The organism is Paenibacillus sp. FSL H8-0280 (assembly GCF_045040665.1).
GTDB lineage: Bacteria > Bacillota > Bacilli > Paenibacillales > Paenibacillaceae > Paenibacillus > Paenibacillus xylanexedens_A.
On sequence record NZ_CP150296.1, the window covers coordinates 1,432,322 to 1,447,618 of the forward strand.

General features: G+C 45.8%; 14 protein-coding genes. 13 read left to right on the forward strand and 1 reads right to left on the reverse strand.

Features of this window, described 5'->3' with window-relative positions; genetic code table 11:
* Positions 1–500: 500 nt before the first annotated feature.
* Both gltB and MHI12_RS06285 read left to right on the forward strand, forming a co-directional pair.
* A complete protein-coding gene (gene gltB / locus MHI12_RS06280) occupies positions 501–5,099 on the forward strand; it encodes a glutamate synthase large subunit (protein ID WP_405171881.1) in 4,599 nt (1,532 codons plus the stop codon).
* 230 nt (positions 5,100–5,329) lie between these two features.
* Positions 5,330–5,485: a hypothetical protein gene (locus MHI12_RS06285; RefSeq protein ID WP_017690128.1), complete on the forward strand. Its 156-nt coding sequence runs from the start codon at positions 5,330–5,332 to the stop codon at positions 5,483–5,485.
* 97 nt (positions 5,486–5,582) lie between these two features.
* Here the strand turns inward: MHI12_RS06285 and MHI12_RS06290 are convergent, their stop codons facing one another.
* Complete coding sequence (locus MHI12_RS06290) at positions 5,583–5,951, reverse strand: helix-turn-helix domain-containing protein (RefSeq protein ID WP_047841965.1); 369 nt, start codon at positions 5,949–5,951, stop codon at positions 5,583–5,585.
* 378 nt (positions 5,952–6,329) lie between these two features.
* Between MHI12_RS06290 and MHI12_RS06295 the strand changes: the two genes are divergently transcribed.
* The 11 genes from MHI12_RS06295 (at position 6,330) to MHI12_RS06345 (ending at position 15,293) form a co-directional block, all read left to right on the forward strand.
* Positions 6,330–6,734 (forward strand): hypothetical protein, encoded by a 405-nt coding sequence (locus tag MHI12_RS06295; RefSeq protein ID WP_341010174.1) that lies wholly within the window; start codon positions 6,330–6,332, stop codon positions 6,732–6,734.
* A gap of 155 nt (positions 6,735–6,889) precedes the next feature.
* Complete coding sequence (locus MHI12_RS06300) at positions 6,890–7,648, forward strand: tyrosine-protein phosphatase (RefSeq protein ID WP_405171882.1); 759 nt, start codon at positions 6,890–6,892, stop codon at positions 7,646–7,648.
* 32 nt (positions 7,649–7,680) lie between these two features.
* Entirely contained in the window at positions 7,681–8,436 is a 756-nt protein-coding gene (locus MHI12_RS06305) for a YveK family protein (protein WP_405171883.1), read from the forward strand.
* Positions 8,417–9,094: a CpsD/CapB family tyrosine-protein kinase gene (locus tag MHI12_RS06310; RefSeq protein WP_017690123.1), complete on the forward strand. Its 678-nt coding sequence runs from the start codon at positions 8,417–8,419 to the stop codon at positions 9,092–9,094. The genes MHI12_RS06305 and MHI12_RS06310 overlap by 20 nt, the downstream gene beginning before the upstream one ends.
* Positions 9,095–9,281: 187 nt before the next feature.
* A complete protein-coding gene (gene galU, locus MHI12_RS06315; RefSeq protein ID WP_091035105.1) occupies positions 9,282–10,184 on the forward strand; it encodes a UTP--glucose-1-phosphate uridylyltransferase GalU in 903 nt (300 codons plus the stop codon).
* Entirely contained in the window at positions 10,181–10,879 is a 699-nt protein-coding gene (locus MHI12_RS06320; RefSeq protein ID WP_405171884.1) for a sugar transferase, read from the forward strand. The genes galU and MHI12_RS06320 overlap by 4 nt, the downstream gene beginning before the upstream one ends.
* Positions 10,880–10,913: 34 nt before the next feature.
* Positions 10,914–12,290, forward strand: a complete 1,377-nt coding sequence (locus MHI12_RS06325) for an O-antigen ligase family protein (protein WP_405171885.1) — start codon at positions 10,914–10,916, stop codon at positions 12,288–12,290.
* On the forward strand, positions 12,287–12,745 hold the full coding sequence (gene pssD, locus MHI12_RS06330; RefSeq protein ID WP_036611329.1) for a PssD/Cps14F family polysaccharide biosynthesis glycosyltransferase: 459 nt from the start codon (positions 12,287–12,289) through the stop codon (positions 12,743–12,745). Before MHI12_RS06325 ends, pssD begins: the two co-directional genes overlap by 4 nt.
* The gene (gene pssE, locus MHI12_RS06335; protein WP_036611327.1) at positions 12,742–13,221 is read left to right on the forward strand and encodes a PssE/Cps14G family polysaccharide biosynthesis glycosyltransferase; all 480 of its coding nucleotides are present in this window, start codon (positions 12,742–12,744) and stop codon (positions 13,219–13,221) included. The genes pssD and pssE overlap by 4 nt, the downstream gene beginning before the upstream one ends.
* Before the next feature lie 38 nt (positions 13,222–13,259).
* On the forward strand, positions 13,260–14,327 hold the full coding sequence (locus MHI12_RS06340) for a glycosyltransferase family 4 protein (RefSeq protein WP_405171886.1): 1,068 nt from the start codon (positions 13,260–13,262) through the stop codon (positions 14,325–14,327).
* 21 nt (positions 14,328–14,348) lie between these two features.
* Positions 14,349–15,293 carry a glycosyltransferase family 2 protein gene (locus tag MHI12_RS06345; protein ID WP_211084318.1) on the forward strand — a complete coding sequence of 315 codons (945 nt, stop codon included), beginning with the start codon at positions 14,349–14,351 and terminating at the stop codon, positions 15,291–15,293.
* Positions 15,294–15,297 lie beyond the last annotated feature (4 nt).

Consider the following 15,297-nt stretch of genomic DNA (forward strand, 5'->3'; position numbering starts at 1 on the left):
AGTGAAAATTTGGTGGAATTATGGATAAACCTAGGCTGCACATGGAACGATTTTCTTCTGTCAGCAATTTAATTCAGTTGTACTCTGGCTTAAAAAGTGTATAATTATTCGAAAAAGAGATGAATTTAAACGTCACTACTGTAAAGCTGTACTGCAAAACATTTCTTATCAGAGGTATTAAAAAGTTTAAATTGCGCTGATGTTAGGTCGGTGTTAAAATAATAGAACTATATCAAAAAAACGTCGCTCCATTTCAGTAGCCGTGCCAGCGGCTGCGTGTTGATTTATACAGGCTGTTTGCCGGATCGTCCGGATCAGCTCATCTCATTCAATGGCTACTGCCCAATAGCAGGCATTATTTTTGACAGTCTCATGCTGTCACCTCTTCTATCTAGCAGGCTCTATCGCAAGCGAAAGGCCAGCTCCTCCCGTTTCATTGTTGCCTGTTGCCTATGTTCTTGATCTTTCCGAAATACTTCATTATAGAAAGGTTGCGTTCCATGAGACACATCGGATTACCTCCAAAACAGGGTCTGTATGACCCGCAGTTCGAAAAAGACGCATGCGGAATGGGTTTTGTTGCCAACATCAAAGGAGTACCTTCACACGATATCGTTAGTCAGGCACTGACCATGCTCAGTAACATGGAGCACCGTGGAGGACAGGGAAGTGAGCCGAATTCCGGTGACGGAGCAGGTATCCTGATTCAGATTCCACATCGCTTTTTTGCAGAGGAAGCGAAAGGCCTTGGTTTTGCATTGCCTGAACAGGGATTCTATGGCGTAGGGATGTTGTTCCTTTCCCAGGACCCTGCCATTCGCAGTGCACATGAAGAGAGCCTTAAGAAGATTATTGAAGAAGAAGGTCAGACGTTCCTGGGTTTCCGGGATGTTCCTACTTTTGATGAAATGCTTGGCCGTTCTGCACTTGCAGCGAAACCTTATGTACGTCAGGTGTTTATTGGAAGATCCGCAGATGTGAAGGATGAGCTTGGATTCGAGCGTAAGCTGTATGTTATTCGCAGACGCGCTGAGCTGGCTATTCGTTATTCGGCAGATGAAGCAGAAGGTGGTTCGTTCTACCTTCCGAGCATGTCTTGTCGGAAAATTGTATATAAAGGCATGCTGACAACTGAACAAGTTGGCGGGTTCTATCTGGATCTGCAGGAAGAACTCGTGGAATCGGCCATTGGACTTGTGCATTCCCGTTTCAGTACAAACACCTTCCCAAGCTGGGAACGTGCTCACCCGTATCGCTTCATGATCCACAACGGTGAGATCAACACGATGCGTGGTAACGTGAACTGGATGCATGCTAGACAATCCTTGTTCGAGAGCGAGTTGTTTGGTAACGACATCGCGAAAGTGAAACCGGTCATCAATCCGGACGGTTCGGATACAGCCATGTTTGATAACACACTGGAGTTCCTGTATCTGAGCGGCCGTTCTCTGCCACACGTGGCCATGATGATGGTTCCTGAACCTTGGAGCACAGATGAGGGCATGGACCCTGCCAAAAAAGCATTTTATGAATATCACAGCACGATGATGGAGCCTTGGGATGGGCCAGCAGCAATGGCCTTCACAGATGGTTTGCAAATTGGTGCAACACTTGACCGTAACGGTTTGCGTCCAGCTCGTTATTATGTAACCAAAGATGACCGTATTATCCTTTCCTCCGAAGTTGGGGTACTGGATATCGCGCCGGAAGAGATCCTGTACAAAGATCGTCTGCGTCCAGGTCGGATGTTGCTTGTGGATACACAAGAAGGCCGCATCATCGCGGATGAGGAAGTAAAAGCAATTATTGCAGCCGAGAATCCGTATCAGGATTGGCTTGATGAGCATTTGATGGATCTGAGCGAGTTGCCGGAAGCACCGGAACTTCCTGATCCAAAACATGATAACGTGACCCAGCTTCAGCTCGCTTATGGTTATACATTTGAAGAACTGCGTAAAATCCTGGAGCCCATGGCAACAACAGGTATGGAAGCTACAGGTTCGATGGGTTATGATGCACCGCTGGCTGTGCTGTCGGATCGTCCGCAGCGTCTGTACAACTACTTTAAACAGATGTTCGCCCAGGTAACCAACCCGCCAATCGATGCAATCCGTGAAGAGATTGTAACGTCTACGGCAACAACCATTGGTCCTGAGCGTAACTTGCTGAATCCGGAACCGGAGAGCTGTCGCCAGATCCGTCTGGATACACCGGTATTGTCCAATGAAGACTTTGCGAAGATTCGCCATGTGCGTCGCCCAGGCTTCCGCTCCATGACGATTCCAATCTTCTTCACCGCTGCGGAAGGAGCAGAAGGACTTCGCAAAGCGATGGATTTGCTCTTCGAAGCTGCAGACCGTGTCATCGACAAAGGTCATAACATTCTGATCCTGTCTGACCGTGGTGTGGATGCAGAGAATGCTGCCATTCCTGCATTGCTTGCTGTAGCAGGTCTGCATCACCATCTGATTCGCCAGGGAACCAGAACCAAAGTCAGCATTATGCTCGAATCGGCAGAACCGCGTGATATTCACCACTACGCGTTGCTGCTGGGTTACGGTGTAAGTGCGGTGAACCCTTATCTGGCCTTTGAAACGCTGGATGACATGATTCAGCAAGGGTTGCTGCGTGGCATCTCGCATGAGAAAGCAGTGAAAAACTACATTAAAGCAGCTACCAAAGGTGTTACTAAAGTGTTGTCCAAAATGGGGATTTCTACGATTCAATCGTATCGTGGAGCTCAAATCTTCGAAGCGGTAGGTCTGAAATCAGACTTCGTTGACCGTTACTTTACCTGGACACCTTCCCGTATCGGTGGAATTGGGTTGGAAGAAGTGGCAGCCGAAGCGCTGACACATCATAACCGTGCCTTTACGGAAAAAGACGGTAACGATAAAGTATTGGATTCCGGTGGGGATTATCAATGGCGTAACGACGGAGAAGAGCATCTGTTCAATCCGCAAACCATTCATACCCTGCAACATGCAGTACGCACTGGGGATTACAAGCTGTATAAAAAATATTCCAAACTTGTACAAGGTGAGAATGATCAACTGTTGACCATTCGCTCCATGCTGAAGCTGAAACCGGTGGGAGCTTCCATTTCACTCGAAGAAGTTGAATCCGTAGAAGATATCATGCGTCGTTTCAAAACGGGCGCAATGTCCTTTGGTTCGATCAGTAAAGAGGCGCATGAAGATCTTGCCATCGCTATGAACCGTGTTGGAGGTAAATCCAATACTGGTGAAGGTGGAGAAGATCCGGCTCGCTTCATTAAAGATAGCAACGGGGATTCCCGTCGCAGTGCGATTAAACAGGTAGCATCCGGACGTTTTGGTGTTACATCCAACTATTTGGTTAATGCCGATGAGATTCAGATTAAAATGGCTCAGGGAGCTAAACCGGGTGAAGGCGGACAGCTGCCAGGACGTAAAGTGTATCCTTGGGTTGCTGAAGTCCGTGGTTCAACACCGGGTGTAGGTCTGATCTCGCCACCACCGCATCACGATATCTACTCGATCGAAGATCTGGCAGAGTTGATCTATGACTTGAAAAATGCCAATCCGCGTGCTGAGATTAACGTGAAGCTGGTATCGGAAGTGGGCGTGGGTACCATCGCAGCTGGTGTAGCCAAAGGCCGTGCCGATATTATCCTCGTCAGCGGTTATGACGGTGGTACAGGTGCATCACCGCAAGGTTCGATTCGCCACGCAGGTATGCCTTGGGAACTAGGTCTTGCAGAGACACATCAAACGTTGATGCTGAACAATCTGCGTGACCGTGTTGTCCTCGAAACAGATGGCAAAATGCTTAACGGCCGTGACCTAGCGATTGCAGCCTTGCTTGGAGCAGAAGAGTATGGTTTCTCTACAGCACCGCTCGTTGCACTTGGCTGTATCATGATGCGTGTCTGTCAGATGGATACCTGTCCGGTTGGTGTAGCGACACAGAATCCGGAATTGCGTAAAAATTATATGGGTGATCCAGCTCATGTGGTTAACTTCATGCGATTTGTTGCTGAAGATGTGCGTGAGATCATGGCTGATCTTGGTTTCCGTACGATTCAGGAGATGGTCGGACGTACAGATTGCCTCGAAACGGTAGAAGCCGTAGATCACTGGAAGAAAAAAGGTGTGGATCTGTCTGTATTGCTGCATGTGCCTGAAATGCCGGAAGGCTCTGCACGTTATCGCACACAGCATCAGAATCACCAATTGGAAGAAACGCTGGATATGCAACAATTGCTGCCACTGGCACAGTCTGCTATTGAATCCGGTCAACCGGTTGAAGCGGTGCTTCCAATTACAAACGTTAACCGTGCAGTAGGTACCATTTTGGGTAGTGAGATCACACGCAAATATGGACTCGCAGGATTGCCTGAAGATACGGTTAAATTCAAATTTGTCGGCTCTGCCGGACAAAGCTTTGGGGCCTTTGTACCTAAAGGTATGACCTTGACCGTTGAAGGGGATTCCAATGACTATGTAGGTAAAGGACTGTCCGGAGGTAAACTGATCGTGATGCCTTCTCCGAAAGCAACGTTTGAGGCGGAAGATAACATCATTATCGGTAACACGGCTCTCTACGGAGCAACAAGCGGTGAAGCGTACATCCGTGGTATTGCGGGTGAGCGATTTGCTGTACGTAACTCGGGCGCCAAAGTCGTCGTTGAAGGTGTAGGCGACCATGGTTGTGAGTATATGACAGGTGGACGTGTCGTTGTATTGGGCGATACAGGTCGTAACTTTGCAGCAGGGATGTCCGGAGGTATTGCCTATGTGTATGATCCAGAAGGCACATTCCTGAAACGTTGTAATCTGGAAATGGTTCTTTTGGAGCGTATCGAAGATGTGGCCGAAAGTGCAGATCTGCGAGGCATGATTCAACGTCATGTTGCCAACACAGGAAGTGCTGTCGGTCAGCGCGTTCTGGATAACTGGCAAGATGCGCTGAATCAGTTCGTTCGGGTTATTCCGAAGGACTTCAAACGTATGACAGAACAGATCGAACGGATTCAGGCAACAGGTTTGACTGGAGAAGCAGCGCTGCTTGCAGCGTTTGAAGCGAATATGCGTGAACTTGCACGTGCTGGAGGTTAATAACTTCCTTGTTCAAAGGTGTAAGTGCATGAACAGGTTGTATTAAGAATAATAGGAGCAATATGGTTGCCATTCCGGCACCATATTGCTCCTATTTTGCTTTCGACAAAATTAGAACCCCATCAAAAAACGTTATCGCCATGAGACGACAACATCGAGGAACTTTCTCAAGTATAATAAGGCTAGTTTTGGAGGGCAGGGAAAGTATAAAGATAAGAGAGGTTAGCGGAATGAATATGAAGCATCCAAACAGGGACGATCGTAGGCCGACAGGTAAACAAGTCGAAGCAACCCAGATGGACATCATGAAGGTGTTACTGCAATGCGGAATCGACCCGGAGCGTTGGAACCATTTCGTATCCTCCGTCAACAACAAGCGTCCTTGACACAATAGACAAGCATGGAATGAAAGGGAATTAAGACACAAAAAAAGCCCAGAAGCCAGAGAGGTTATCTCTCGGGAACTGGGTCCTCTTTTCGGGTTTAGTCCATACTGCGTTCCATTCGGACAAACGCAATAAAACGACGTGCCTCTTCTTCGGTTAAGGACTTCCCATCAATCATCAGATCGAAGCGTTCTAACACTTCTTTGTCCGATAACTCCAAGGTATCCACGAATTCACGTACGTCTTCATCCATCACGACATCACTTTGCTTTGTACGTCCTATAAGATAATCAATAGACACATCAAAGATGTCAGCAAGTCTCGTTAACACTTCGAAATCCGGTTTACGTCGGTTCTTCTCGTAGTGGGAGAGAGCAGCTCTGGTAATATGAATGGAGCTCGCAAGTTCTTCTTGAGTAAGTCCCCGCTGTTCCCGTAATTCCGCAATGCGATTTCCGTAGCTCATAAGCTATTTCCCCCTGAACGACATCAAATATATATTGAAACAATCCTGAGCCAAGTGTTTGATCAGGGCAGCTTTCCTGCAAAAGAGTAACTCCTCATGTGTTTCCTTTAACCCATTTCCATTTGTAAATAGGTCTGTCTAAGGACATCTCAAATTGTCGTAAATCAAAAGAACCATGTCCAAATACCGCTTGACATGATACGTATTGTATCGTAAATTGGACGTATGGAGTTACAAAATGTATCATTTGGAATATTTTAAGTATCTCCTGGTTGCCTGGACCATATACCTGTGAGAAGGAAGTAGAGGCAGTCCATGTAGGCTAATCCATTCTAAAGGAATGAAACCATGTATTCAATAATTCAGGAATGGGCTGATATGAAATTAAATGTCCATATGTACATTCAGGAGTTTCATGGGAAAATGGTAGACCGCAAAAGACGCCCTGTTCTGTTACTCGGAATGGACACTCAAGCAATCACCTTCCTGAGCGACCTGAAATTGCCGGTATCATCAGAAATGCTCATTGGTTTGGATGTTGAAGATCAACATGTATGTGTACGACTTCACGCAAGGTTGCAATGGAAACAGCCCTTCGGAGAGCTCACAATGTATCATTCAAACTTGCATATTCAGCACGAACAGAAACTATATATAACTGGACAGTTAAACACAATGCTTACTGAAGTTCAGTTTCCCGCGGTTTCCCGTTTTCAGTATGAAAAGGCAACAGAACAAAAGGCTCTGCAGGAACCCTATCATTACATTGATTTCACCATATAATTCCAAGTCGATTCTTAACATTTTCTGAACAAAACATGTACTTAACGCCATTTTACTATATTTCATAGCGTTATGCATTAGTTCTTTAACACCAAAAGCATTTGCGCAATGAATAAAGGGGCGAGGGGGCTCATACTATTTCAGGAAGTTTGGATATGGTTGAAATGCACTGCCACATATTATCCGGCCTGGATGATGGTCCTGTTCGAATGGAGCAGTCCGTTGCGATGGCTGAGAAGGCGGCAGCCTCAGGTATTACCTCCATTATTGCTACTCCGCATCACCTGAACGGGCAATACAACAATGAACCGATGGTGGTCAATCAGGCCGTGAACCTGCTTCATGCAGAACTTCGCAAACGCAACATTCGCCTGGAGATCCGTCCCGGACAGGAGATCAGGGTGCATGACAACCTGATTGGAGACTTATATGCAGGAAAGTGCTGCACACTCGCCGGAAGTCGTTACATGTTGCTGGAACTACCCTTTGGTCGTATTCCCTCACAGTTCCCCAGGATACTGCATGAATTACGAATAGCGGGAATTACCCCTATTATTGCTCATCCGGAACGCAATCGTGTCATTTTGAAGAAGCCAAAGTTGTTGGCTGATTACTTGAGTCAAGGCGGACTATGTCAGCTCACAGCTCAATCTTTCACTGGGCTTTTCGGACGGAAAGTTCGGCAGTGGTGTTTTCATTTTTGCAAAGAAAACGGGTTTCATTTCATTTCATCAGATGCACATGATACGTGCAAAAGGACATTTGCCATAAGTGAAGGAGAGCGGGCCATCGAGCGTCGATTTGGAGCTGAAGCCGTTAAGCGGCTGGCAGAGAATGCGTCGCACATTCTATCGAATTCGTGTCTGGTCACAGAACGCTGGAAACCTCGCAAATGGCTACTGTCCATCTGGTAGTTACATAGGATAGATCACAACGTATAGGAGGAATGAAAGTGGAACTGAAAGGATATTTTCGACTCTTACAAAAGAAACTTTGGTTGATTGTTGCAATTGCTCTGGTAGCGGGTGTGGGTGCAGGGGTCAAAAGTATTTTCTTCACCCAACCGATCTATGAGGCAAGTTCCAAGCTTATCGTGAACCAGACCTCTAACGTTCAAGGCCAGGCGATGATGGACTTCAGCATGATTCAAACCAATATCAAACTCATTAACTCATACAGAGAAATTATTAAATCTTCCGCCATTATGGATAAAGTCGCTACCACGTATCCGGACCTGGGCTTAACCTCTGCACAGCTCATGAATAGCACCTCCGTCTCTACAGCCAGCGAATCCCAAGTGATGAGCATAACTGTACAAGGGACTACCTACGAAAAAGCCGCAAAAACGGTCAATGCCATCTCCAACGTGTTCCAATCTCAAATCCCCCTAATCATGAAAATCGATAATGTGGCTATCCTCAGTGAAGCAAAAGTGGATAGTAACGCATCTCCAATTAATATGAAAACCACATTAAGCATCATTGTCAGTCTGTTCGCAGGTCTTGTGCTCGCGATTGCACTCGTATTCCTGCTGGATTATCTGGATGACACATTCAAATCCGAAACTGAACTTGAAAAAGAGCTGGGCCTGCCTGTGCTTACCGTGATATCCAAAATGAAAAAAGATGATCTGAAAAATACGAAAAATTACGTATCTCAACAGAAAGTGGGGGATGGCAAATATGTCGCGGCAAACCAATGAAAATAACAGTCTGGTGACCTATTTTAACTCCAAATCTCAAATCTCGGAGGGATACCGTAAATTACGGACGAACATCCAGTTCTCCTCAATCGACAGTCATATCAAAAAAATCATGGTGGCTTCCGCTGAATCCGGCGAAGGCAAGACCACAACCATTAGCAACCTGGCGGTAACCTATGCCCAGGAAGGCAAAAAAGTTCTGCTGATCGATGCGGATCTGCGTAATCCTTCCTTGCACCAGGTGTTTTCCGTACCGAATCATATCGGTCTGAGTAGTGTGCTGTCTAATCAGTACAGTGTAGAAGAAGTGCTTAGAGAGAGCTACATCGACAATCTCCAATTATTCACTTCTGGCCCAATTCCGCCGAACCCTTCCGAGATGATCGGTTCCAACCGGATGAAAAGGCTGATTGAGAAGTTAGAGGATCAATATGATGTCATCATGTTTGATACACCGCCGGTGCTCGCAGTAACGGATGCACTCATTGTGAGTTCGCTGTGTGATGGCGTGCTACTGGTCGTGAACTCGGGCAAGGTCAAGAAGGAATTAGTGAAGAAGACCAAGGCTGCTCTGGAGCATGTGAATGCACGAATCCTGGGCGCAATCCTGAACAATATCAAAAACGTTGCAGTTCCGGTGGGCTACGGAGAGAAGTAAACCTTCCATCCAATGCTCCCAAGTAAACAGGTAATGTCTACTGCACCTTTATCACTGTAGGCACTCGGTCATGCTGTGGGTTCAATGAACCTTAGACGTTAATCGTCGAAGGTATGACGTGAGGACGGGTTAGATGCCCTGGTTCAACTTTTATCAAACTAAAAAAAAAGAGGATAGGGTGGTATTTATGAAAAAAGTGAGAAAAGCAATTATTCCTGCAGCTGGACTAGGTACACGATTTTTGCCAGCCACAAAAGCGATGCCCAAAGAAATGCTCCCTATTGTGGACAAACCAACTATACAGTATATCGTTGAGGAAGCCATTGCCTCTGGAATTGAAGACATCATCATCGTAACCGGTAAAGGGAAACGGGCAATTGAAGATCATTTCGACAACGCTTTTGAACTGGAGCACAACTTGCTGGAAAAAGGGAAACTGGGCTTGCTTGAAGAGGTCCGCAAATCTTCTAACGTGGATATCCACTACATAAGACAAAAAGAGGCCAAAGGACTTGGTCATGCTGTCTGGTGTGCACGTAACTTTATCGGTGACGAACCTTTTGCCGTGTTGCTCGGAGATGACATCGTCGTATCGGAAGTTCCATGCACCAAACAGTTGATTGATCAATATGATCAGGTTCAACATTCCATTGTTGGCGTACAAACCGTACTTGCTGAACAAACAGACAGATACGGCATTGTAGACCCGCTTCAATCGGATGGCCGTTTGACAGAGGTTCTCAGGTTCGTAGAGAAACCTGCCCAAGGCACAGCGCCTTCCAACCTGGCGATTATGGGGAGATACGTACTGAGTCCAGAGATTTTCGAACATCTGGAGCAACAAGAGATTGGTCAAGGGGGAGAGATTCAATTAACAGATGCGATTCAGCGCTTAAATGAGACACAAGGAGTGTATGCTTACGATTTCGAGGGAGTACGTTATGACGTGGGCGAGAAACTGGGATTCATTTTGACAACCATCGATTTCGCTCTGCAAAAACAGGAACTTAGAATTCCAATGCTGCAAGCTCTGCAACAGATTCTGGAAAAAGAGTCGGTAGAACATGCAGCCGGGGGGGAGTTTGAATGAGTCCATCTCCCCAATCGAAGGAAGCGGAGATTGTTATGGACCCAAGTCTGGGGTACAATGCATCAACGATGTCAGGACAAAATGCGGATAAAGTGTATCTATTTATGAAAAGAATGCTCGATTTGCTGGGTTCTTTCATAGGTTTGATCATTTTGTGCCCCTTGTTTGCGGTCATCGGAATACTCATCAAAATAGAGGCCCCGCAGGGGTCTGTTTTTTTTCGTCAGGTACGGGTAGGACAGAATGGAAAAGAGTTTCATATGTACAAATTCAGGTCCATGGTTGCGAATGCAGAAGATCTGCTGGAACAGCTGATTGATCAGAATGAAGTGAACGGGAATATGTTCAAAATGAAAAATGATCCCCGCATTACCCGGATTGGCAAGTTCATTCGGAAAACCAGTCTGGATGAGCTGCCTCAGTTGTGGAACGTGTTCAGAGGAGAGATGAGTCTCGTTGGGCCCAGACCGGCTCTGCCCAGAGAAGTGAAGAACTACACTTCCTATGACAGACAACGCCTTCAGATGATTCCGGGATGTACGGGATTATGGCAAGTCAGCGGTCGAAATAGTGTTGGTTTTGAGGAAATGGTAGAGCTGGATCTGACGTATGCCCGTGAGCGCAGCATGATGGTGGATATCAAAATTATCTTCAGAACGTTCAAGGTGCTGGTAGGTTCGAAGGATGCGTTTTGAAACACGATTCTGGCTTTGAGGTGGCATAGCAGATATGCAAAAGACCGGTATACTTGCTGCATTAAATATGAAGTTGTTTAATATCATTCTTTTTTCGCTGGTAATTGTCTTCGCAGCAATCTATCTTCCGCTAGTCTCGGTTGTTGCACTCATAGCTGTGATTCTGCTGGGCGTTTATATTAAACAGCCCAGCTGGATTTTTATGATTCTCATTGTAAGTTTTTCATTGTCCATTGATAAAATATTTAGTATTCATTTGGCAGGACTGGATTCGTTGTCCTTCTACAAGCTGGCGATTCTGGGTTTTGTCGTTTCTCTTTTTCTACGCTTTGGTATTCGCAAAGAGTTGATATATCCTGCACTGGCGATTGGTTTTTTATTTGTGGAGAGTTATTTTCTATCTGATCTGCCCAGTAAGGTTAGTCCGCTCGATCCATTCAAGGCCTTTCTGGGAGTCATTGTTCCTTTTTTGTTGCTGATGCCCCACTTTTCAAGAGAGATCAGTCAACGAATTATACGTGTACTCGCATGGTTGCCGCTGTTCAGTCTTGCTGGTGGTTATATTCTGCAACTCGCCGGCATATTGTCCATTACTAACCTGGAGATGTCGGGAGTAACCCGGTTACAGGGAGCTAACATCGCCGCGCATCTGGCCATGTTGTGTTTTATCTCGATCTGTGTCTGTCTGATTCAGATCAAGCAAGGCCATCAGGTAGTTCTGTATTACATGCTTACCTTGACACATCTGGTCATTCTGGTCCAGACGGGAACAAGGGGGCCACTTATTGCGCTTATTCCGATTATTCTGGTCTATCTTTTTGATCAACTGAAAGCCTTCATCAAAGGCAGAGTCAGTGCCATTATTCCTCTCATTCTGTTTGTTGTCGCTGTGGCCTATATGGTGATTGCGCAGTGGGACAATTATGAGATGAGGTCAGAGAGCAAAGGCCTGTCGGGAAGGGATGTAGCCTGGAATTATTTTATTGGCAAAGCAAATGAGTATCCGATATTTGGACGTGGACTCGGCTCAACTCTCGTAGCGAATGATGGAAGTATTTTTTCTGGATTCGTCGTTCCGCATAATGAATACATTCGTTTTTATTACGATGGCGGGTTAGTTGGAGCCATCCTGTTGTTTCTATCGCTGCTGCTGGTGTTTCGGGCTGTTTACTTCCGATTGGGCGGCATGATCCGGTTGTATTTTGCCGGTATGATTATCGGTTTCCTGACCTATTCCTTTTTTGACAATACCCTGTCCACGGTTCATCTGATTGCTCCATTCTGTATCTTCCTGAACGCGTTATATGCTACGGGAAATGGAGTCCATTCCAAGTCAGGGGCTGAAGCAGAAGTGGATATACAGATACAGCGAGCCAAGGACGTATCCTTTTCAAAGGAGATTAGAACATGAAGGTCTGTTTGATCAGTTCTACAGGCGGCCATTTTGATGAATTAACCAAAATTATTCCTGCGGTTGAAGAACATGATTATTTCCTGATTACCGAGAAAAATAAAAGCAGAAAAGTCGATTCGGCACAGGGCAAAGTATACTTCTTAATGCAGCAAGAGCGTAAAAATGCGATGTTCTTGCTAATCTTTGTGGCTAACATTATCAAATCGTTCTTTTTATATCTGCGTGAGCGTCCAAAGGTAATCATTACAACAGGGGCAGGAGCTACTTATCCTTTTTGCCTCATCGGTAAAATCTTCGGTGCCAAGCTGATTTATATCGAAAGTTATGCCAAAATCTATTCCTCCAGCGCAACCGGGAGATTGATGTACAAAATCTCGGATGAGTTCTTCATCCAATGGGAAACGTTGCAGGATAGCTATCCCAATGCGAAATACAGGGGGGCTTTATTTTGATATTTGCTATCGTTGGAACGCAGCGCTTTCCCTTCAATCGGATGTTTGAGCTTATTGATGAGGCGATTGAGGCCGGAATAATTGAAGAAGAGGTTGTTGCCCAATCCGGATATACCGAGTATCAGCCGCGAAATTTCACTGTAATTCCTTTCCTCACGCAGGAAGAGATGAATGAATATGTGGAGCGCAGCAGATGCATTATTTCTCATGCGGGTGTTGGCTCCATTACAAATTGTCTAGAACGTGGCAAGCCGGTTATTGTCATTCCACGCCGGAAAGAATGGGGAGAGCATGTGGATGACCATCAGCTTGAGATCTCCAAGGTTTTTCAGGATAACGGCTATGTGGCCGTCGCGGAGAGTCAGGCTGAGTTGCAAAAGTTGGTTCCTTGCATAGAGGAGCTGACGTTCCAGCCCTATGTAAGAAAACAGTCTGATCTGATCTCATCCATTAAAAATTACGTGAATAGTCTGTAAGAGGTATGAAGATTAACCATGAAAAAAAGGAGTCTATCATGAAACCAAAAGTATTGGTTGTTGGATCATCCTTGAAGGATATGGGTGGAATTGTGAGTGTCATCAAAAACATTGAGGATTCCTCCATCTCGGAAATGTACGCCATGCAGCGGGTCGAAACGTATATCACGGGCAGCGTGTTCTCACGACTGCTTATTTTTATACGGGGATTCATTCAATTCTGGATGAAGCTGTACACGTTTAAGCCGGATATCGTGCATATTCATATGGCAAACAACGGGAGCTTTTATCGGAAGTCTCTATTTCTGCTAACCGCACGAAAGTTGTTTCGAAAGTCAGTCATTCTGCATATTCATGCGGCCAGCTTTGATGATTTCTACAATCAATTTGCTCTGCAGCGCAAGTATTGTCACTACATTCTGAATCAGGCAGACAAGTTGATTGTCTTGTCCCAGACGTGGAAAGAATACTTTGCTACGATTGTGCCGGAGACAGCCATTGAGGTTCTTTATAACGGGGTCTTTGTTAAAGAACCATTTGCCAAAGAACAACAGGCAGCCGTTAGCGCTCTCTTCATGGGCAGACTGGGTGAGCGAAAAGGAGTCTACGATCTGCTTCAGTCCATTCAGCAATTGAAGGCGCTGGGCGTTACAGCTACCTTTAATCTGGCAGGGGATGGCGAAGTCGAAGAAGTCAAAGCAATCGTGCAGCAGTATGGAATAGAGGATCGTGTCAATGTACTCGGCTGGATTAACGGAGAGCAAAAGGAAAAGCTGATGCTGGAAGCGGATCTACTGGTCCTGCCTTCTTATCATGAGGGATTACCTATGGCCATACTTGAAGCAATGAATTGTGGCTTGCCCATTATATCGACCACCGTCGGAGGCATCCCCGAAGTGATTACATCCGGTCATAATGGGCTGTTAATCGAGCCGGGAGATGTGCACGGGCTGACATCAGCGCTGGAATATCTCATCATGGATGAAGAGGTTAGAGCAAGAATGGGTTCACATAACAGAGCGATTATATCGGATAAGTTCGATATGAATCTTCTCGTGGGCAGATTATCAGGAATATATGATGCACTTCAAGTGAAGGTATCCTAGTGAACAGGAAAAGGTGATGAAATGAACCCCTTGGTATCTTGCATCATTACGACCCATAACCGGGCCGAGTTATTGAAAAATGCGTTGAGAAGTGTACGTGAGCAAACACATCCGTATCTGGAGATTTTCATTGTGGATGATGGTTCAGAAGATCAGACGCCAGAGATCTGTCAGGCGTGGACCCGGGAAGATTCACGGATTCGGTACATCCGGGTTCCATATCCCAAAGGAGCCAACCATGCACGGAATGTGGGGATATCCCAAGCCAATGGCAAGTACATTGCCTTTCTGGATGATGATGATGAATGGCTGCCTGACAAAATAAAAACCCAGGCGGAAGTGCTGGAACGAACAAAGGAATCATTCACCTTTTGCAGCAAGTATCTCGCATACACGAATGAGCAGCATCAGGTGGTCAAACGGAAATTGTCGGTGGAACCTCGCGATGTTATTCGGTATGAGGACCTGCTTACATTCAACTGGATTGGGGAAACGTCCAAAATCATGGTACTTACCTCACTGGCCCGTGAAGTTCGATTTGATGAAAATCTGACATCCGCTCAGGATTATGACTTTTATCTGCGTATATTGAAACGAGGCTACATCGCCGTGAATGTGAAAGAACCGCTGGTGGATATCAACATCCATAGTGGTCCACGAATTTCAACCTCTACAACGGCCAAGTACAAGGGCCAACGCAAGATTATTTTGAAATACTACAATGACATGTCCAAGGAACAGAAGCGCCGTCAGTTACACCATTATCGAATGCTCGAATGGTCGAGAAATACACTTCGCAATAACGTTTATTTGAAAAAAGCACTGTCGCTGTATCCTTGGTGGAAAGATTGGGTGCTGCTCAAGCGTAATACCAAAATTATGATGCAAGGATTTCTAATGAGATTTCATGCAAGACGTGCAGTTGGAACGTATACAGAGGAACCTGTGCGAATGAAACTAAAGTAAGAGG

Bases quoted from the DNA above. Each gene is read 5' to 3' on its own strand.
- MHI12_RS06295 (WP_341010174.1), top strand. From the start codon at position 6,330: ATGAAATTAAATGTCCATATGTACATTCAGGAGTTTCATGGGAAAATG.
- MHI12_RS06325 (WP_405171885.1), top strand. From the start codon at position 10,914: ATGCAAAAGACCGGTATACTTGCTGCATTAAATATGAAGTTGTTTAAT.
- galU (WP_091035105.1), top strand. From the start codon at position 9,282: ATGAAAAAAGTGAGAAAAGCAATTATTCCTGCAGCTGGACTAGGTACA.
- MHI12_RS06320 (WP_405171884.1), top strand. From the start codon at position 10,181: ATGAGTCCATCTCCCCAATCGAAGGAAGCGGAGATTGTTATGGACCCA.
- MHI12_RS06305 (WP_405171883.1), top strand. From the start codon at position 7,681: ATGAAAGTGGAACTGAAAGGATATTTTCGACTCTTACAAAAGAAACTT.
- MHI12_RS06290 (WP_047841965.1), bottom strand. From the start codon at position 5,951: ATGAGCTACGGAAATCGCATTGCGGAATTACGGGAACAGCGGGGACTT.
- MHI12_RS06300 (WP_405171882.1), top strand. From the start codon at position 6,890: ATGGTTGAAATGCACTGCCACATATTATCCGGCCTGGATGATGGTCCT.
- MHI12_RS06340 (WP_405171886.1), top strand. From the start codon at position 13,260: ATGAAACCAAAAGTATTGGTTGTTGGATCATCCTTGAAGGATATGGGT.
- MHI12_RS06285 (WP_017690128.1), top strand. From the start codon at position 5,330: ATGAATATGAAGCATCCAAACAGGGACGATCGTAGGCCGACAGGTAAA.
- MHI12_RS06310 (WP_017690123.1), top strand. From the start codon at position 8,417: ATGTCGCGGCAAACCAATGAAAATAACAGTCTGGTGACCTATTTTAAC.
- MHI12_RS06345 (WP_211084318.1), top strand. From the start codon at position 14,349: ATGAACCCCTTGGTATCTTGCATCATTACGACCCATAACCGGGCCGAG.
- gltB (WP_405171881.1), top strand. From the start codon at position 501: ATGAGACACATCGGATTACCTCCAAAACAGGGTCTGTATGACCCGCAG.
- pssD (WP_036611329.1), top strand. From the start codon at position 12,287: ATGAAGGTCTGTTTGATCAGTTCTACAGGCGGCCATTTTGATGAATTA.